This is a genomic window from Priestia sp. BR_2 (assembly GCF_041954005.1).
GTDB lineage: Bacteria > Bacillota > Bacilli > Paenibacillales > Paenibacillaceae > Paenibacillus_AQ > Paenibacillus_AQ lautus_A.
In genome coordinates, this window is sequence record NZ_JAVFHM010000139.1 from 44,684 (window position 1) to 64,195 (window position 19,512).

At 52.7% G+C, this 19,512-nt stretch carries 13 protein-coding genes; all 13 read right to left on the reverse strand.

The window, feature by feature from the left end; translation table 11 throughout:
- Positions 1 to 41 precede the first annotated feature (41 nt).
- The gene (locus RB298_RS05390; RefSeq protein WP_486046245.1) at positions 42 to 2,207 is read right to left on the reverse strand and encodes a glycoside hydrolase family 3 N-terminal domain-containing protein; all 2,166 of its coding nucleotides are present in this window, start codon (positions 2,205 to 2,207) and stop codon (positions 42 to 44) included.
- A gap of 198 nt (positions 2,208 to 2,405) precedes the next feature.
- A complete protein-coding gene (locus RB298_RS05395; protein WP_096775835.1) occupies positions 2,406 to 3,167 on the reverse strand; it encodes an alpha/beta hydrolase in 762 nt (253 codons plus the stop codon).
- Between the two features lie 24 nt (positions 3,168 to 3,191).
- The gene (locus tag RB298_RS05400) at positions 3,192 to 4,193 is read right to left on the reverse strand and encodes a LacI family DNA-binding transcriptional regulator (RefSeq protein ID WP_090909864.1); all 1,002 of its coding nucleotides are present in this window, start codon (positions 4,191 to 4,193) and stop codon (positions 3,192 to 3,194) included.
- A 39-nt stretch (positions 4,194 to 4,232) separates the two neighbouring features.
- Positions 4,233 to 5,051 carry a carbohydrate ABC transporter permease gene (locus RB298_RS05405; protein ID WP_009594477.1) on the reverse strand — a complete coding sequence of 273 codons (819 nt, stop codon included), beginning with the start codon at positions 5,049 to 5,051 and terminating at the stop codon, positions 4,233 to 4,235.
- Positions 5,052 to 5,096: 45 nt separating this feature from the next.
- A complete protein-coding gene (locus RB298_RS05410) occupies positions 5,097 to 6,002 on the reverse strand; it encodes a carbohydrate ABC transporter permease (RefSeq protein ID WP_009594508.1) in 906 nt (301 codons plus the stop codon).
- Positions 6,003 to 6,104: 102 nt separating this feature from the next.
- Positions 6,105 to 7,352 carry a sugar ABC transporter substrate-binding protein gene (locus RB298_RS05415; RefSeq protein WP_009594526.1) on the reverse strand — a complete coding sequence of 416 codons (1,248 nt, stop codon included), beginning with the start codon at positions 7,350 to 7,352 and terminating at the stop codon, positions 6,105 to 6,107.
- Between the two features lie 446 nt (positions 7,353 to 7,798).
- A complete protein-coding gene (locus RB298_RS05420) occupies positions 7,799 to 9,052 on the reverse strand; it encodes an MFS transporter (protein ID WP_452518965.1) in 1,254 nt (417 codons plus the stop codon).
- A gap of 397 nt (positions 9,053 to 9,449) precedes the next feature.
- Positions 9,450 to 11,258, reverse strand: a complete 1,809-nt coding sequence (locus tag RB298_RS05425) for a cache domain-containing sensor histidine kinase (RefSeq protein WP_486046464.1) — start codon at positions 11,256 to 11,258, stop codon at positions 9,450 to 9,452.
- 12 nt (positions 11,259 to 11,270) lie between these two features.
- On the reverse strand, positions 11,271 to 12,848 hold the full coding sequence (locus RB298_RS05430) for a response regulator (RefSeq protein ID WP_096775832.1): 1,578 nt from the start codon (positions 12,846 to 12,848) through the stop codon (positions 11,271 to 11,273).
- A gap of 112 nt (positions 12,849 to 12,960) precedes the next feature.
- Positions 12,961 to 14,658: an extracellular solute-binding protein gene (locus RB298_RS05435; protein ID WP_096775831.1), complete on the reverse strand. Its 1,698-nt coding sequence runs from the start codon at positions 14,656 to 14,658 to the stop codon at positions 12,961 to 12,963.
- Positions 14,659 to 14,756: 98 nt separating this feature from the next.
- The gene (locus tag RB298_RS05440) at positions 14,757 to 15,656 is read right to left on the reverse strand and encodes a carbohydrate ABC transporter permease (protein ID WP_096775830.1); all 900 of its coding nucleotides are present in this window, start codon (positions 15,654 to 15,656) and stop codon (positions 14,757 to 14,759) included.
- Between the two features lie 10 nt (positions 15,657 to 15,666).
- Positions 15,667 to 16,644, reverse strand: coding sequence for an ABC transporter permease (locus RB298_RS05445; RefSeq protein ID WP_375121497.1), 978 nt, complete (start codon positions 16,642 to 16,644; stop codon positions 15,667 to 15,669).
- Between the two features lie 357 nt (positions 16,645 to 17,001).
- Positions 17,002 to 19,080 (reverse strand): molybdopterin-containing oxidoreductase family protein, encoded by a 2,079-nt coding sequence (locus RB298_RS05450; protein WP_486046251.1) that lies wholly within the window; start codon positions 19,078 to 19,080, stop codon positions 17,002 to 17,004.
- Positions 19,081 to 19,512: the final 432 nt, after the last annotated feature.

The window sequence follows — 19,512 nt, forward strand, 5'->3', positions numbered from 1 at the left end:
AAGTTTCACTTCCTATTCTGCATAAATGATGTTGGTCCGCGTTATTTCCGAAGCCGAAAACGTCTGATCTCCGTATCCCGGCTATTCCTTCCGACCATGAGGTCGAACTCGCCGGCATCGCTCGTGAAGGACAGGTCCGAATGGTGATAACGCAGCTGTTCTTCGGTCAGGATAAAGGCGATTTCCTGCCGTTCTCCCGGCTGCAGCAGCACCTTGCGGAAATCCTTCAGTTCCCGGACCGGTCTGACGACCTCGCCGGAACAGTCGCGGACGTACAGCTGGACGACTTCTTCCCCGGCCATATCGCCGGCATTCGTGACAGATACTTTGATCTCAAGCGGCTGTTCCGAAGACATCTCTTCCGCTGAAAGCTCCATGTTTCCGTATTCGAATTCGGTATAGCTTAGGCCGAATCCAAAGGGCAGCAGCGGATCATTCGGAATGTCCAAATACTGCGATACATAGCGCACCTGCGCATCCGGCGCACCCTTCGGCCGCCCGGTATTATAATGGTTGTAATAGACCGGCACCTGTCCGACGGAATAAGGGAACGACATGCTGAGACGGCCGGAAGGATTGATCTCGCCGGTCAGCAGCGAAGCGATGGCCGCCCCGCCTTCGCTTCCCGGGAACCAGGCTTCCAGCACGGCATCGGCCTCATCCAGCACGCCGTGCAAATCCAGCGGGCGGCCGTTGAACAAGACGGCTGCCATCGGCTTCCCCAGCGTTTTCAAATGGCGGATCAATTCGAGCTGCGGCTGCGGCAGCGTGATAAACCCGCGGCTGCCGGCTTCGCCGCTCATTTCGGAATCCTCGCCCAGCGCCAGTACGATCACATCGGCTTCCTTCGCGGTTTTCATCGCCTCTTCCAGCTGCTGATCGGTCATAGCGCTCACGCTGCAGCCCTCGGCCACCGTCAGCGCGCCGGAAGGCAGCTTGGACCGCAGTCCCTGCTCCAGCGTGACGGCATCTTCTTTAGCGCCTGTCCAGGACCATGGGCCGAGTATGTCGCCGCTGGCAGCGAACGGGCCGATCAAGGCTACGCGCTGACCGCCTCTCAGCGGCAGCAGGGAGTCGTTCTTCAGGAGCACGCAGGATTTCGCGGCGGCTTCACGGGCCGCCTGACGGTGCTCCTCGCAAAACACGATCTCCCGTTCGGCTTGCGGGTCGGCTCCCCGCACAGGACGCTCGAACAGTCCAAGCCGCTTTTTCAATGACAGAATACGCAGCACCGCTTCATCGATCAGGCTCTCATCCACCCGTCCATCGCGTACCATTTGCGGCAAATGATGCACGTAGCTGGAGGTCATCATCTCGATGTCCACGCCAGCCTCGATGGCTCTTAACGCTGCTTCTGCCTCGTCCTCGGCAACTCCGTGAGGGATCAGCTCTTTGACCGCTCCCCAGTCGGAAATCAACACACCGTCAAATCCCCATTCGCGACGCAGCAAATCGCGCATCAGCCGCTTATTGCCTGTAGCCGGTATGCCATCGACGGTATTAAAGGCCGTCATGACCATCAAGGCCCCCTCATCCAGCGCGGCCTTGTACGCAGGTAAGTAATACTCCCGAAGCTGGCGCTCGGACATGTCCACCGTGTTGTAATCACGGCCGCCTTCACCGGCTCCATAGGCGGCAAAGTGCTTCACGCACGCAGCCAGCCGGTTTACATCGCCACTCAAATCGTCGCCTTGAAAACCTCTTACAAACGCTCTTGCAAATTCACTGTTCAGATAGGGATCTTCCCCGGTCGACTCCATCACGCGTCCCCAGCGCGGATCGCGCACCAGGTCCACCATCGGCGCAAATGTCACGTGGAGGCCGGATACCGCGGCTTCGCGCGCGGCGATTTCTGCGCTCCGCTCCGCAAGGACAGGGTCCCACGAGCTTCCCAAGGCCAGCGGCACCGGGAAGATCGTTTTGAAGCCGTGTACGATATCGGCCATCATGAGCAGCGGAATTTTCAATCGATTTTTGCGCATATGCGCTTCTTGGACGGCTATCACTTCCTCCGCCCCCGCCAAGCCCAGCACCGAGCCTGCATTGCTTACGATCTCATCGGTGATGCCCAGCGACTCCATCGGTCCTGTAATTTGCCCCGATTCTTGAGCTCCTTCGAAAAAAGGGACGGCCAGTTGTATAAGCTGCGCAATTTTTTCCTCCAGCGTCATCTGCTCGACCAGAGAAGTCAGTTGTTGATCTGCCATTTCCCATCCTCCTATGTCTTAACCTTCACGATCTAGTCAATTCGAAACGTTTTGATTTTTGCTCAAACCATGAAATATATTCATAAAACCTTATACTTAGCAGGATTTTCTACCTATACATCCATTGTTTAAAAAGCGAGAAAATCAGCCCGTGTCTGTGACATAATCGAAACGTTTCAATAAAAACGGACGAAAAAATCAGGGCAGTGGCAGCCAATCCAGCACACGCTGAATTTTACGGTCCCAATATCCCCATTCATGTCCGCCCGGTTCTTCCTCGTATGTCATCGGAATCCCCAGACTGTCCGCATATCGTCTAAACGTTTGGTTATCATGATATAAAAAGTCTTCCGTTCCGCAGCACTGATACAGCATCGGTTTGTTACCCCCGTATGCCACGAATTCCGAAGCTAAATACAGCAAGTCGTCCCGGCTTCCCCGCAGTCGGTCGACGCTTCCGAACAGGGTACGGATTTCGTGCTCCTGGAAGCCCGGTCCCGCAGCCCGGCTGGCGAGATCCAGCCCTCCCGACAGGCTTGCGCCGGCCGCATAACGCTCCGGATAACTCATGGCCAGCTTAAATGCGCCATACCCGCCCATGGAAATTCCGGCGACAAAGGTATCTTCCCTGCGTCCGGACACCGGAAAGAACGACTGAACCAGCTGCGGAAGCTCCTCGCTCAGGAAGGTAAAGTAAGACGGACCGTTGGCCATGTCCATATAATAGCTTCGTCCGACTCCCGGCATCACGATTGTGATGCCTTTATCCTCGGCGTACCGCTCGATGGACGATCTGCGCATCCATTCGGTCTGGTCCGCGCCTCGGCCGTGAAGCAAATAAAGCACCGGCAGCTTCGAAGAAGAACCGTATGGCATCAGCGCGGCTTGCGGTATAAAAACCTCGATGCCGGTAGACAGCTGTAGTGTTTCGGAATAAAAATCACACGTGATCCATGCCAAGTTCCTCATCTCCGATCCGGTACATTAACTTTCTACTTTGCTCTTTCCTGCAGATGCACGCTCCATCATTTCCGTTGTCAGCATGTACGACTGCTTTACGGATTCGCCTCCCAATATCTGAAACAGCAGATGGGCTGCAAGCGATCCCGCTTCGCTCTTGGGCTGCCTGATGGTCGTCAGCGGCGGATTCACGTATTCGGCTAATTGGATATCGTCGAATCCGATGACGGACACATCATCCGGCACCGAAATTCCGCTTTCCTCGAATGCCTTCAGCCCTCCGATGGCCATCTCGTCGTTGCCGTAAAATACGGCCGTTGGGAGCGCCCCTTGCATAATCATCATCTTGGTGGCGTTGTAACCGCCCTCGCGCACGAAGTTGCCGCTGAGGCGCCACTTCGACTGTTCTTCCAGCCCCGCCTCCGCGAGCGCCCTTAAATACCCTTGATAACGCAAATGATTATCGTACGAATCCGAGGATCCGCTAATATAGGCTACGTGCCGATGTCCGTTCTCCAGCAGGTAACGAGTAGCCGTGTATCCTCCCTGCTCCCCGTCGACCAGCACATTGACCAGGAATTCGCTGCATAATGGACGATCCATCACGACGATCGGAAATTGAGGTCCGGAGGTCTCGATCAGAACTTCATCGCGAATATTGGGCGCGAGAATGATGGCGCCGTCGGCCCTCTTCTCCCGCAAAAATTTAACCGCCGTCGAATCCCTGCCGCCCATCGAGCTGCAGGCTATCAGATCATACCCGTTGGTCAAAGCAACTTCCTGTACGCTTCGGATCAACTCGGAATAATAAGGCCCGGATAAATCCGTCAGAATTAGAGCGATTGTCTTGGTGCGGCTCCGCTTCAAATCCATGGCAAATCCGTTCTTCCGATAATTCAGCTGTCTTGCTGCCTCGAGCACCTTTGATCTTGTCTTGGAACTCACTCTGCTGTCGCCGCTTAACGCGTATGAAGCCGTCGACAAGGCGACTCCAGCGAGCTTTGCCACATCCTTTATCGTTGCCATTTCCTTTCGCCCCTTCTAATCTTAAAAACTCTATCTATCTTATTTCATGCCAGAGATCGTATATCCTTCAATAATATGTTTTTGGAAGAAAGAAAATACGATGATGATCGGAACAACCATAAATGCAGCACCTGCCATTTGCAGACCGAAATCGGATCCATGCTGTCCTTTCAGAAGCTGCAAACCTACCGAAAGCGTATAAAGTTTCTGGTCGTTAGCCATGATGAGTGGCCACAGGAAGCTGTTCCAAGCGCCGATGAAGGCCAAAATCCCCTGCACCGCAAATACCGGCTTCGTGATCGGAACGATCAAACGGAAGAAAATCCGCAGTTCTCCCGCGCCATCCAGCCTTGATGCCTCGATCAGATCCGTCGGGATCGTCGACATGAACTGACGGAACAGGAAAATACCGAAAGCGCCGACCAAGCCGGGGAGCACGATACCCGCCATCGTATTGGTCAAGCCCATGGCGTTAATCAGCAGATACACCGGAATCATCGTCACCTGTCCCGGAATCATCATCGTGGCGAGCACGAGATAGAACAATTTTTTGTTGCCCGGAAACTCAAACTTGGCGAATGCATATCCTGCAAGCGCGTTGAGGAACAGACCCACAAATGACCAGAACACAATAATAAGCGTATTTTTGAGGTAGACCATAAAGTCCAGCTTCGTAAATAAATCCACATAATTTTTCATGGTAAATTCTTTGGGCAATAACGTCGGCGGAACCGCCGTAAATTCATTCTCCGGCTTGAACGAGGACGTGATCATCCAGATAAACGGGATCATCATCAGCAGTCCCCCTGCAATGAGCAGCACCGTCATGACCGTCTTTTCTATTCTTTTCGCTGCCATACCCTAAAGCCTCCTTCAGTTACGATACGGAACATCGCTTGCATCTTAATACTCGACATCTTTTTTCTTGACTGCGAATTGCGCGATCGTCACAACAATGATAATGAAGAAGAGCACAAACGATCCTGCGGCCGCATAACCGAAATTACTGAGCTGGAAGCCATTGTTGTATATGAAGAGGGCCATCGACATCGTGGAATTCAGCGGTCCGCCCTTGGTCATCACCAGCGGCTCTTCGAAGAACTGAATCCAGCCGATCAGCGTCGTAATCGTGACAAAGAAGGTCGCAAAGCTCAGCAGCGGAACGGTGATGTACAACAGCTTCTTCCACTTGCTCGCTCCATCGATCTCCGCAGCTTCATAATAGGAACGCGGAATGCCCTGGAGGGCAGCAAGGAATATAATCATGTTAAGACCGATCGATTTCCATACAGCCAGAAGGATCAGCGATAACTTGGCAAGCGTGGGATCATTCAGCCACTGCTGCGCGGGAATACCAAACCAGGATAACATATGGTTAAAGAGGCCATAATGGCTGTTATAGAGGTAACCCCAAACAACCGCGACCGCCACAATATTCGTAATGGAAGGCATATAATAAACAACGCGGAATGTCTTGAACAGCCATCCCGTGCCATAGTTAAGCAGCAATGCAGCGCCCATGGCAAGCATAACGACAAGCGGAACTCCGATAATAACATAGAACATGGTGTTAAACATGGATTTCAGGAAAACCGGATCTTTAAATACATTCATGAAGTTATCGAAGCCGACGGCTTCAATATTGGAGTAATTGGCGAGACCCGCCAGGTCGATGTTCGTGAAGCTGATGACAAGCGCAATGATGATCGGAATGATTGAGAACGTCAGAAGCAGCACCAGCGCGGGCGCAATAAACATATAAGGGTACTTATAGCGGTTAAAGCGCTTGATAAAGTTCTGCAATGTCATTCACCTCCTGCAAAAATGGGTTTCGATGATACGCTATGGAAGCAGTCAGGCTTGTTTCATCATCGTCTGAAGAAACAAGCCGGGCTGCGTTACACGCTTTTGTTATTTGGATAGAATTTCGGTAGCCTTCGCGTTCAACTGATCCATTTCGGTCTTGATGTCCGCACCGCCCACCGTGATTCTTTCAAAGGCACCGATGGCTTCTTGGGAAACCGCATCCCACTCTTTGATGAACGGAACAGGTCTGGCGTTCTCAAGCTGTTTTCCGAATGTAGCGAAGATCGGATCTTCAAAGCGTTTGTCTTCCCATGCGCTCTTAATCGCAGGCAAGTTTTTGGATACATCGTAGTTGGTCAGCTGCGATTCTTGTTCGCTCATGAAGGAGATGAATTTAACGGCTTCATCTGCATTTTTGGTGCTGCTGAATACGGACATGTTAGCTCCGCCAAGGAACGATGCGTTGTTTTCTTTTGCAGGAAGGGTTGTGGTTGCCCATTTACCCTCAATCTCAGGCGCTTTATCCTTCACGCCTTGAATCATCCAAGGACCGCTGATGAACATCGGGAACTGTCCGTCCTTAAATGCGGCAAACAGATCCAAATCGCTCGCAAGCGGCGTCATGCCTGTGTCGTAGAAGCTCTTCAGGTATTCCATGGCTCCCATGAATTCCGGCTCGTTGAAATGAGGCTTGCGGTTCTCGTCGATCATAGCGCTTCCATTCTGCCAAGCAAACATGGACAGGTAGTTCATATCTTTGGCATCGATGGTGATCGCGTAATTGCCATTGCCTCTGGCTGCCAGTTTCTGGCCGGCATCCTTCATCTCATCCCAAGTCTTAGGACCTTCAGGATAGCCTACTTCAGCAAGAATATCGGTACGGTAGAACAATACGCGTGTTTCCACGTACCACGGAATGCCGACAACCTTGTCGTCGTAACTCATCGTTTGAACGGCACCGTCGAAATAATTCTCCGGCTTCAAATTCGGATATTGCTCAAGGTACGGCGTCAAGTCAAGCAAAGCGCCGGCTTGCGCGAATTCAGGGATCCAGGTTGTACCCATCTGCACGACGTCCGGGCCGCTCTTCGAAGCAACCGCCGTCAACAGCTTGTCATGCGCGCTTCCCCAAGGAATGGATTGAACGCTTACCTTTACGCCGGGATTCTTCTCTTCGTATTGCTTAATCAAGGTTTCGTCCGTTTCGTCACCCATCAACCAGACTTTCAGTTCCTTCTTGCCACCGCCTTCGCTGCCTCCGTCTGCTTTCTCAGACCCGCCCGAGCATCCGGCTAATACGACCGAGAACACCAGCAATGCTGCCAACGTCCACAATATTGATTTTTTTCTCATTCTACATTCACCCCATTTTTAATGTTTACCAGCATGCGAAACGTAATGCAAAACTTAATTTGAAAGCACTTACTTCGAAACGTTTCGATTTTATTCGAAAAAATAAAGACGCCGGATAAAGGTTATTTCTATAATCCTAATGTCTCTTCATTCCCCCTATGGAGCACTTTTCCATGGTTATCCTAAGGATAATCATGCTCTTGTGTAAACAAAATAAGAAGATTGCTTGCTTGATAAATTCAAAAAACGCATTTCGTTTTGAAACGTTTCGACACGTTCATTATAGCTCCCCCTGAGAGCGATTTCAATATCCTTTTTATTTTTTTTGTAAGGCGTTTCTTTGACAAGGGCTGTAAGCTATGAACTGCAGGCAAAAAAGCAGCAGGCTCCGAAGCATGCCTGCTGCTTAATATGGTTCTGTCATGATCCGTCACTTTATTAGTGCGCTAAGCGTTAAGTTGGCGTTCCCTTTTGTCATGACTGTCATGGCCCAGCCCCCTGTCCCTGCTAAGCCGGGCATGCACCGCAAACGACAGGAATGACAATACGGCAACTCCCGCGGCCAACCACGCCACCGGGGTCAGTCCGCCGCCGTCATACATCGTTCCCATGGCATAAGGCCCGATCACCCGGCCAGCGGCTCCCATGCCGCCGGTCACGCCGATATAGAACGGAGCGGCTTGTCCCGCACGTTCCGAAATAAAAGCCGGGATCGCTGGCGAAATCAGCATTTCGCCCAATGTGGCCAGCACCATCGCAAGGATCATGCCCGGATAGCTGTGCATCGCCACGATGACAACATAAGCCGCCAGATAGAACAAGGCGCTCGCGGTCATCTGACTGCTCTCTGTGCGGGCCGCCCATCGCTTGATGGCATTGGTCAGCGGCTGCGCGGCGAAAATCAAGATCCCGTTCAGCGTCCACAAATAACCGTAAGCCGTCTTGGACATCCCCTCCGAGATGATAAACGGAGACACGCCCGTGTTCCAGATGGAATTGCCGAACCATAGGAACAGCGAGCCTAGTCCCATAAAGAGATAGATGCGGGTGTTCCCAAGCAGTGCCCAAGCGCCGGGCCCCGCCGGAAGCGGACTCTTGGGCTGCGGATGATGCGACCCGTCGGACGCGCTCGTTCCGCCCAGCTTCGTCAGGTAAGACAGGAAGAAAATCGCAAAGCCGAAGGACGTGACGCCGTTTAAGACAAAGCTTAAATGATACGATATCTCCGCCAGGAACCCGCTCATGGCCGTTCCCAAGGCTACGCCGATATTATTGGCAACATAGATGACGTTAAACAATTCGCCCCGCCGATCGGCGAACCGGAAGCCGATAAAGGCCTGGATGGCCGGCATCGATACGGCGTTGCAGAATCCGATGAAGCCCATCATCGCGATGAACAAGCCCCATAATCCGTTAATGAACGGAAGGGTGAACAATCCGAGGGCGTTCAGCAGGAGCGAGCCCACGATCAGCTTCTTCACCCCGACCCGGTGATATAACGCGCCGCCAAGGAGCTGACCCGCGATGCCCCCCATGGACTGAATCAAGATGACAAAGCCAGCATCCTGCATGCTGCGTCCCAGCTCGTCGAATACGTACATCGTTGTCAGCGGCCACATCAAGGAGCCGCCTGCGGAGGCAACGAGACTTGCAACAAGAAAACCTTTTACTTCCTTAGGGTACTGCTCCAACCATTTCATGTTTATTATCTCCCAGCAGCCTCGCAGCAGTATATTTACGCATAAAACCTAAAATAGCCCCACAAAATGGAGCCTGCGCTCCGATGCTTATTCCAAATACTTTGCGGGGACCCCAAAAAACTTTATAAATTCTAATATATTAAAAAAAAGCCCATGCGGGCTTTTATAAATTCTTCTTAAAGGAAAGAGGCAAAGGCCTTCTATTTTGATACTCCTATAACCTGTATAAATGCACAATGCTTGTCATTTCTTATCGCCCAAATCCTAGTATCGCTTGAGAGATCCATTTTTAGCAAGCACACTCATTGACGCTTTACCTTAACAGCGAACAGGCGCTAAAAAGCGGATCCCCGCTTCACGAGGAACCGCTCTGGTCCGGCGCTCCCGTCTATCCCCCTCACTTATCCGGGTTAGCATTTCTCGCTCTTGCAGGTATGCGTATTTGAACCGAGGTCCCGATTCCGACTATGCTGAAGATGGACACGCCGTACTCGCTCCCGTAATGCAGCTTCACCCGCTGGTCAATGTTGCGGATGCCGCAGCCGGTATGGCTGTTATCCCGGGGATCGAATATCTCCTGTATTCGCTCCTGCTTCATGCCTAGACCATCATCTATGATCCGGTACAGAATATCGTCGCCTTCCTTGTGAACCGAAATCCGAATATGAATGCGATCTCCACTCCAAGCATGCTTCAGCACATTCTCAATAAAGGGCTGGAGGATCAGCTTAATGGTCTCGTAAGGCCATATATTCGTATCGATATCAAAAGTGACTTCCATGCGCTGGCCATATTTTACCTTCTGGATGTCCAGATACGCATTGGCCTGCTCCATTTCCACCGCAACCGGAATCAACGTCTTCCCCGAATTTAAGGTGAGGCGATAGAATTGGGCCAGCTCCACCACCATCTTCTGCAGCTTCTCGTTCTCCCCGAACTTGGCCAGCTGGTTGATCGATGACAACGTGTTGTACAGAAAATGTGGGTTGATCTGAGTCTGCAGCATCTCAAGCTCCGCCTCTTTCTTCTGGATCTGGGTCAGATAAACCTTGTTGATCAGCGCTTCAAAATCTTCTCCCATCTCATTCAAGGCATTGGCGATTTGGGAAAACTCTCCCTTCCCCTTATCCGGCATGCGCTTATGCAGATCTCCTTCCCGGAAGGAGTTCAGCACCGATACAATCTTATTGATCCGCTTAGAGAAATAACGCGAAATAATAAAGCCGGCCCCGATTAATAAAGCTACGCACAGCAAGCAGATCGTAATGAAATACGTCCGAACCCGCACGGCTTCCTGCTCAATGATCGTCAGCGGCACACGCGCAATGATTTTCCAGTCCAGCTGCGGAAGACGCTCCTCGATGGTGAGGTATTCCGAATCCGGATTACCGCCAGGGGAGGCGTTTCGGTTCGTCCCGACGATGCTCGCCGTTCCGCCTTTATGCAGCAGCTTGCCCGAAGTAAAGACAACCTCCCCCGCATCATCCATCACAATCAGCTCGCTGCCCGCACCCAGCTTCTTGAAGTTCACGCTGTCGAACAACTCGCTCTTGCGAACGCTGAAGCGCATAATGCCCACTTCGGCGATCGCCAGCGGATTGTTCATATCGACGATTCGGCGAATCAGCGATATTCTGCCATCACGCTCATCCTCTTCCACCTGCTTCCAAAGCATCGTTTCGTTATACTGCTCAGCAGGAATGCCCCGATACCATGCCGCATCCACAATGCGGCTCATATGGTAGATATCCGCCGTCTGCTCGTTGAAGTCGCGGGTGCTGTCGTCACGCCATACTGTGTACCTTTCATTCACGGACTCATTATGAAAATAAACGGACATCCTCAAGTTCAGACCGATCGCCTTCGAGGCGCTTTCCAGCTTGGGAATGATCACCTGATTCATCCGGTTGTAGCCATCGACGCCTTCTTCAAACGAACGCAGACTCAGCACCAGAGTGCGGTTATCGTACAGCGTCGCCGAGGTCTGGACGATATCGTTCATTTTGTAGGTCACATTGTCCTTAATCTGCAGCAGCGTCCCTTGAATGTTCAAACGGGTCTGCTTGCGCATGGAAGCATCGTACATCGAATGGGAGACGTAAAAGTTCACGGCTACCAGGATGAGGATGAACAAGATATAGGACAGCATGAGTTTTAAACCGATCGGCACGTATCGCGCTCTTGCCTTCTCCCGGACCGATTGCATCATGGGACCTCCTTAATCCTCCCGCTTCCGGAATTCGAGAGGGGTCATACCGTAGCGCTCCTTGAACTGCCTGCTGAAATAGGGGAGATACCGATACCCTACCTGATCGGCCACTTCGTATATTTTCAGGCCTGGCTGCTTCAGCAGCTCTTGGGCTTTCTCCATACGCAGCTGCACCAACAGCTCGTTGAAAGTGCTCCCCGATTTGTCCTTGATCAGAAAGCCGATATGGCTCGGGGAAAAAGAAAAATGCTGGGCGATATCCTTAATGGTGATATTCTCGCTCATTCGTTCGCGGATGGCATGAATCACGTTACGGATGAATTTGCTGTCCTTCGAGTTGTTTTTTTCATACAGCCGTTCGGAAATTTCGAATATCCGCTGCACAAACCAGGAACGGATATCGTTGATGGTATCGAATTGCATCAGGATATCCAAGTGGTGGATCTCCATGCCGAGCAGCTCGAACAGATCCTCGTTCCGGCTGCTGAGATACTGATCCAGGCGCCAAATGATGTAGTTGGACATATTGTGAACCGAGAAGCGGGAACGCAGATTCGTAATGGAGCCGAACAGCCCCTCTACTTCGTCGCAGATGCGGACAAGCTCATAGCCTTCCATCGCGGCAAGCAGCTTGTTCATGTGCGCATCCAGCATTCTGGAATCCAGCATGCCCGGCTCAGCGCGCACATCCTCGTATTTGATCAGGCTGCCCTTGCCGAGGAACATCTTCCCTTCCACGGCTTCGATCGCCTGCCGATACGATGGCTGAAGCTCCTCCATCGCATATGCCAGCCCGCTGATGCCTGTTGTAATGGAGGCCGGGGTCAGCTGCTGGATGGCGCCATATACCTTATGTACGGTCGGCTCGACGGCCTCGTCCTCCAGCAGCAGCGCCACCCGCTGGGAGGACAGCTTGCAGTAAGGGACGATGCCTTGCCTCGCGATCACATCGTGAATCTGCTGCAGAAATATGCGCGAGACTTCCCGCTGCGAGGTAAAGCTCCCTCCCTGCCTCCACAGTAAATTATCCAATTCCATCACCACAACGCGAATGGGCCAGTTCATGCGGTCCAGCCCGCAGGAAACCGTCAGCTTGGATAACGATTCGCTGTCCTCCGTCTCTTCCTCCCGGAGCAGACGGATGAGCAGATCGCTCTTCACGATCGGAATCATTCGCTGGTAAGCCATCTCCACCTCGCGCTGCTTGGTCTCATCGTCCAAATCCCGCTTTACCTTGAGCAGGGAGGTGACCAATTCGCTGTCGTTCATCGGCTTTAGGACATAGCTGTAGGCTTTCAAGGACATAGCCTGCTGAACGTAGCTGAATTCCTGATACCCGCTCACAAATATAATGCGTATGCTGGGCCTGCGCTCGAGTGCAATGCGCGCCAGCTCCAGTCCCGACATATAGGGCATGTTCACGTCGCTGACCAATATATCGATGGGCTCTTCCTCCATGATTTCGCAGGCAGCCAGCGCATTGTTTACGCTCCCCCTCACTTCCATGCCCAGATCAGACCAGGGAATAAAGCGTTTCATGCCCTCCAGATCAAGCTCTTCGTCATCCACTAACAGGACCTTATACATAGCCATCCCTCCATCCGTTTGCCGATGATCACAAAAGCAGAGAGATCCCAAAGGATCTCCTGGAAATCCCTTGGGATAAATATACTCGGTTTTCTTTGTAAACACCGATAGGTTATTCCTGATTCATCTTCTTCAGGTTCTCCTGCCACCTTGCCGTCCGCCATTCCAGCAGCTTGCCGTAACCGAGCGCCATGAGATCCTCATTGCCCTGATCGAGAATTCTATCCACATCCTCATCGCTCTTCGCCATGACCGAATTGGCATAAATCTCGAGGAACAACTCATCCACCGAGGTCTGGATGATGCCTTCCTCGGACTCCGGCGGCGGATTCAGGTTCACGAACTCCGTCACGTTATATTGGGTCGGCCAAGTGATCGTCTGCTGATACTTCGTTCTCCAGTCCTGCTCTTCAAACGGCAGCTCGGCCATGTATTTGTATTTCGCCGGGTCGATGTAACTGGTATTGCCGACAAACATGATCGGTTCGTTCTTCGTCTGAATATCGGCGACCTCTGCCGGGTCGTAGTCCGCCGTAAAGTTCGGTTTCCCTTCTTCATCGAAGCCCTCCCAGTTGTCGCCCTCGGGGCCGAAGAACTGAAGGTTCATACCCTCTGGACCGGTATACCAATCCAGGAAGGCAAAGATGGCTTCCGGATCCTTGGCAGCCGTCGTAATGTAAGCGGCATTCCAGCCAAAGCTGGTATAGGTGCCCGGATAAATCTTGTTCTTATCCAGACCCGGCTTGTGGATCGGCCAGATCATGAAATATCCGCCGTCCGGATCCTCCTTGATGAGCTCAGGCTGCGCATCTCCCGCCATCGTGGTCGGACTGGAGCCGGCAAATACGGCGACCCGGCCGGTCATCACCTTCTCCAGCACCTGATCCTCCGTCTGGGTAAAGGCATCCTGGGAAATTAGCTTCTCGCGGTACAGCTTGGCGATGTACTTCTGTGCCTCGCGAAACACCGGGTCGGTGAACACCGAGGTGAGCTTGCCGTCCTTCGGCACGGCGCGCATGGAGCTGTTCAGATAGGTATACAGCGCGCCTTCGCCGAATGCCGTGTAGAGCACGCCCAATCCCTGCATATCTTTTGCACGATGAGGTTCAAACGGAATCACGCTGTTGCCGTACTTTTCCTTCACTTTGACCAGGTAGTTATAGAGATCGTCCGTCGTTTCCAGCGGGGGAGCGCCCAATTCGTCGTATATTTTCTTGTTGACAACATATCCCGCATTGCCCGCCGGCCTTGACGTGTACCAGTTCGGGAACATATACAGCTTGCCGTCGTCATGGCGGAGCATGTTTAAATTGTCGCCCATCCACGTCTTCAAGTTCGGGTACTTATCAAGATAGTCGTCAAAAGCGACCAGCTTTCCCGCCTCGCGGAGCCTCTCCAGATCCGGGTGATTGCGATCCGTCCAGATCATGTCGGGGAGCTGATCGGAGGCCATCAGGGCGCTCAGCTTCTGCGTATGGGCACCGGCCGCCGCGATCATGCTGATCTTAACGCCCTTGTTCTCGCTGAGCCATTTGCCCGCCGGCGTACTCTCCCATGCAGGGAAATTCGTGTTTTCATAGTGGGCATAGGCCGTGAATTCAAGCGGCTTCTCCCCCAGCACCCATGTTCCGTCAGGATTTCCCGGCTGCTCTGCCTTCGGTGTTCCCCCGTTATCGGTTTGGGCCGTCTTCGGCGTCGTCTCAGGTGATGTGCCGCTTGTGCCGGACTTGCCGCTGCAGCCCGTGAGCGCAGCGGTCAGCAGCAGCATGGCCGATAACGTCAGCAGCATGGGTCTTGACTTTTTTTTCATAAACCTAACCCCTCTCCATTTAACTTCTACTGCACTTTAAGCCGTCAACCTGTTCCTTATATGTCCAAAGCGGAACTTCCGCCCTAAACCAAAACCGATTATTCCTTAAGGGAACCGACCAGCACCCCTTTGACAAAATACTTCTGCAGGAAGGGATACACCATGATAATGGGCATCGTAACCACGATCATGATCGCCATCTGCAACGATTTGGACGTGATCTGTTTCGTCTTCTCCATCAGGGCGATGGAGCTGGTATCCAGCAGCGCGGTCTGCTCGCTCACGATATTGGCATTCAGCGTCTCCCGCAGGATCGTCTGGATGGGCATCAGGTTGCCGTTCGTGATATAGATGCTCGGCAGGAACCAGTCGTTCCAATGCGCCACCGCCGTCAGCAAAGCCAGCGTAGCGATGACCGGACCCGAAAGCGGGAGAATGATCCGAAAGAAGATGCCCCAGGTGCTGCAGCCGTCAATATGAGCGGACTCCTCTAGCCCGTTCGGAAGCCCCTTGAAGAACGTCCGGAAGATGATCATGTTCCATACGCTGATCAGCGAAGGAATGATAAAGACCAGGAAGGAATCCATCAAACCGAGCGAGCGGATCAGCAGATAGGTTGGGATCAGGCCTCCGCCGAAATACATCGTGAAGACAAAGAACACCATGTAAAATCCCCTGCCGATCAAGTAAGTACGCGTCATGCCGTAGGCTAGAAGGGCTGTCATGAAGATGGAGGCCACCGTACCGATGACTGCCCGGCTGATCGATACGGCGAATCCGTTCAGCAGCCGGCTGTCGCCCAAAATAATTTCGTAATTTTGCAGGGTAAACTCCCGGGGCCAGAAAGTAATGCCGCCCTTGGCGGTATCGACGCCCACATTGAACGATACAACGATGGCATTCCAGAACGGGTAGAATGCCGAGAAAGCAAGCAAGGATAACAGACTATAAATGATGACCAGCATCAATCGGTCGCTAAAGCTGAGTCTTCTTAACATACAGAGCCCCCTACCATAAACTATTGCCGGACCTTCGGGCGATGTAATTGGCGATGGTGAGCAGCCCGATGCTGATAATGGCTTTGAACAATCCGATGGCCACGCCGTAGGAATAACGGTGACTGCCGATCCCTACCCGGTATACGTAAGTGTCGATAACGTCCGATACCGGCCGCAGAACGGGATTGGTCGCCAGCAGCAATATATCTTCGAAGCCGGCATTGAGCAGGTTGCCGATGGCCAGAATCATAAAGATGACCACGACCGGCATGATGGAAGGCAGGGTAATAAGATAAATTTGCTTGAACTTACTCGCCCCATCCATATCCGCAGCTTCATACAGATGCGGATCTACACTTGCGATGGCGGCCAAATACACGATGGAGCCGAATCCGATCTCCTTCCAAACGTTGGCCGAGATGAGAATCGACAGGAAATACTCCTTGAGGGACAGGAAGTTGATAGGCTCCTGGATCGTGCCGATTTTTTGAAGGAGCATGTTGACGCTTCCGTTCTCCGTTGCCAGCAGGGCCGTCGTAAGACCCGCTACGATAACCCAGCTCATAAAATGCGGGAGGTAGGTAATCGTCTGAACGACCCGCTTGAAGAACATGTGACGGACTTCGTTCAGCATTAGGGCGAGAATGATCGGAGCCGGAAAGCCTATAAAAAATTTCAATAAGCTGATCACGATCGTGTTGCGGATCAAGCGTTCGAATTCCGGCGCGGCAAAAAAAGCCTCAAAGTGCTTCAATCCGACCCAGGGATTCTCCCAAATTCGCGAGCCCGTAAACAGGTTGTAATCCATAAAACCCGTCAGCACCCCATACATGGGCAGATAAGAAAAGATCAGGACGAGGATGATGCCCGGAATGACCATCAGCTGGACATCCCATTGCTTCATCAAGCGCCACAGCAAGCTCCGGCTGTAAACCCGACCCTTCGGAGACAACCCTTCAGGCTGCGGTTTCGATGCGGTTGGGGACATATTCTTCCTCCCGTCTATCTAAATTCATTCGTGCTTTTAGCATTTGCCCCGTTCATGTGAATTGGTGGGCCGATTACCGCTATGCAGCGGGCTTAAGGACATTCTACCTTTGACAATTGTGTGAAACTATATAACAAACCCGCGATTTTTGATACTTCGGACGGATTCTGGCTCTTGACAGTTCCGCAAAAAGTATAAGAAATGCCGTCAATGAAAAAGACCTGTAAGATCAGTAGGATCTTACAGGTCTTTTTGTTTCACGTTTCACGTTTGCAGTATGCAAAAAGAAGCCCAAAAGGGGCCTCTTCTGCTTTATCTGTCCTTTGGCCATCCATCTGCAAGGGTGGGTCTATCGCTTTACTGCTTCCGCCTGACCTCGACCACCGTCGAGAAGAAGGTAGCCCCTTCGCCCATGTCGGACAGCCTGTCCGGCGTAAGGGCATTGGCGCGCTGCTTGCGGCCCTCGCCTTCCCACCACAGGCCTTGGCTGACTACGGTGCCCGGCAGCATTTTATCCGTCACCTTCGCCCGGACTTCATAGGTTCCGCGGTCATTATATACGATGACCATCTCGCCGTCCTGAAGCCCGCGTTCCTCCGCATCCGCAGGGTGAATCTGCAGGGCCGGCTCCTTCTCCAGCTTCTGATGCTTCTCCACGTTCGCAAAGGTCGAGTTCAGGAAGTTATGGTTCGGCGGCGAAATGAACATGAGCGGGTATTGATGACCGCGGCCGCGCCTTACCCCGTCATATCCTTCCTTCAGCGGCACGTAGGTCGGAAGGGGCGGCAGACCTGTTTCCTCCAGCTGCGCAGAGTATAACTCGATGCGTCCCGAAGACGTCGGCAAACGATCCAGATACGTGTCAAGCGGCGTCATATCGAGCTTCACATGGCGCTGTTCCCTCAGCTTGTCCAGCGTGACGCCGTTTAGATAAGGGTTATCCGGGAAGTCGAGCGCTCTTGCGATCATCTCTTCCTCGGTCTCATGAAAAGCCGGTTCCTGGAACCCCATAGCCCGTCCCAGCATGGAGAACAGCTCTACGTTGCCCTTGCTCTCCCCAAGTGCCGGAATGACCGGCTCCTGCAGCTGAACGTACTGATGCCAGTAGGAAGCGTACAGGTCCGTATTCTCGAACGAGGAGGTTGCCGGGAGCACGATATCGGCATACTTGGCCGTATCCGTCATAAACAGGTCATGCACAACCGTAAACAGATCTTCCCGTGCAAACCCTTCCCTGATCCGCTCGGTATCGGGAGCCACAACCAGCGGATTGCTGCAATAAACGAAGAGCGACTTAATCGGCTGTTCGGTCATGGCAAGCGCTTCGCCGATCCGGTTCATGTTAATGGTGCGCGCTTCGGGATTCGGCCGGAGATCGGGACGCTCAAGCGCGTCGCTATCCATGCTGTTGTAACCGCCGTTCGACTTGGCGGCCCCTCCGCCCCGCTTCAGCCATTGTCCGGTCAAAGCGGGAAGCGCGGCAATGCTGCGCACCGTCAAGCCGCCGTTGTCGTGATGCTGAAGACCGTTGCCGATATGGATGTAGGAGGTATCGGCCCGGCCGTAGAGCTCGGCCAATTTCTCGATATCCTCGATCGAGATGCCGGTAATGGAAGAAACGTGCTCCGGCGTGTATTCTTTGACGTGCTCGCGCAAGGCTTCATGACCAATCGTATACTTGCGGAGGAATTCCTCATTTACCATGCCGTCACGGAACATGATGTGCATGAGGCCGACGGCCAGCGCCGCATCCGTGCCTGGATACAGCGGAATGAACCAGTCCGCCCATTGCCCCGTCTGGTTCTTGTGGACATCGATCACAACGACCTTGGCACCGGCTTTGCGCGCTTTCTCTGCAATCACCATCTGGTGCATATTGGTGCTGACGATGTTGCCGCCCCAGACGAGGATGACGTCGGCTCGTACGGTGTCCTCCGGAACGGTTCCCCCATTAAACCCCATCAAGGATTTCCAGCCCTCATTGCCCGCGGAATTGCAGATCGACTGCTTCAGGCGGCTGGCACCCAGCCTGTTGAAGAACCTGCGGTCCATGCCGTCGACGCTCAATATCCCCATATTGCCGTAGAAGCTGTAGGGCAGGATGCTCTCGGAGCCGTATTCCTCGATCAAGCCCTTATAGCGTCCGGCTATCTCCTGAATGGCTTCGTCCCAGCTGATCCGCTCGAAGGCGCCCTCTCCCTTGGGACCTACTCTTCGCAGCGGATAGAGCACGCGTTCCGGATGGTACACCCGGTGTGCCATATTACGGACTTTATTGCAGATGGCTCCCTGCGTAATCGGATGCTCCGGATTACCGGTCACCTTGACGATTTTTCCGTTCTCTTTATGCAGCAGCAGGCCGCATGTATCGGGACAATCCAACGGACATACCGCCGGAAATACGCCGTTTTCCTGATGAATCATCGCTTGAGTCATTTCGTGCTTCCCCCTTTTGCTCGGCTGCATCATATCCCATTATCTTAAAAGAAAATCGGGGTTCCAGTAAAGTCATACATTTTTTTCTTAATCAGGTGATTCACTTTTCTTCCCCCCGGGTATATTCCTATCAAGAGCAAAGAAGAGGAACCCAGACCCTTTCTCTTCCTTGCCGAATCATGGACCACTCCCAAAAAAATTCGCCATGCCAGTGTCTCCTCCCCCGAGACCGGCATGGCGAATTTGTTTATATGGCATCCTCCCAGTGACCGATGTTCCCCGCGACTAACCTTCCATATTATAGAAACTCGTGATTTTCGCAGAAAACATGCAAAATAAAAAGCCAGTCAAAGCCACGTCATTATGTAAGCGCTTATCTGTCATTTTTTATAAATAATTTTGTTCGAATGCTCGTTGGAGGATGTTTTACAA

What these genes read in the sequence shown, in the direction of transcription:
- RB298_RS05390 (WP_486046245.1), bottom strand. Translation starts at nt 2,207, where the DNA reads ATGGCAGATCAACAACTGACTTCTCTGGTCGAGCAGATGACGCTGGAG.
- RB298_RS05400 (WP_090909864.1), bottom strand. Translation starts at nt 4,193, where the DNA reads ATGGCAACGATAAAGGATGTGGCAAAGCTCGCTGGAGTCGCCTTGTCG.
- RB298_RS05405 (WP_009594477.1), bottom strand. Translation starts at nt 5,051, where the DNA reads ATGGCAGCGAAAAGAATAGAAAAGACGGTCATGACGGTGCTGCTCATT.
- RB298_RS05410 (WP_009594508.1), bottom strand. Translation starts at nt 6,002, where the DNA reads ATGACATTGCAGAACTTTATCAAGCGCTTTAACCGCTATAAGTACCCT.
- RB298_RS05415 (WP_009594526.1), bottom strand. Translation starts at nt 7,352, where the DNA reads ATGAGAAAAAAATCAATATTGTGGACGTTGGCAGCATTGCTGGTGTTC.
- RB298_RS05420 (WP_452518965.1), bottom strand. Translation starts at nt 9,052, where the DNA reads ATGAAATGGTTGGAGCAGTACCCTAAGGAAGTAAAAGGTTTTCTTGTT.
- RB298_RS05425 (WP_486046464.1), bottom strand. Translation starts at nt 11,258, where the DNA reads ATGCAATCGGTCCGGGAGAAGGCAAGAGCGCGATACGTGCCGATCGGT.
- RB298_RS05430 (WP_096775832.1), bottom strand. Translation starts at nt 12,848, where the DNA reads ATGTATAAGGTCCTGTTAGTGGATGACGAAGAGCTTGATCTGGAGGGC.
- RB298_RS05435 (WP_096775831.1), bottom strand. Translation starts at nt 14,658, where the DNA reads ATGAAAAAAAAGTCAAGACCCATGCTGCTGACGTTATCGGCCATGCTG.
- RB298_RS05440 (WP_096775830.1), bottom strand. Translation starts at nt 15,656, where the DNA reads ATGTTAAGAAGACTCAGCTTTAGCGACCGATTGATGCTGGTCATCATT.
- RB298_RS05445 (WP_375121497.1), bottom strand. Translation starts at nt 16,644, where the DNA reads ATGTCCCCAACCGCATCGAAACCGCAGCCTGAAGGGTTGTCTCCGAAG.
- RB298_RS05450 (WP_486046251.1), bottom strand. Translation starts at nt 19,080, where the DNA reads ATGACTCAAGCGATGATTCATCAGGAAAACGGCGTATTTCCGGCGGTA.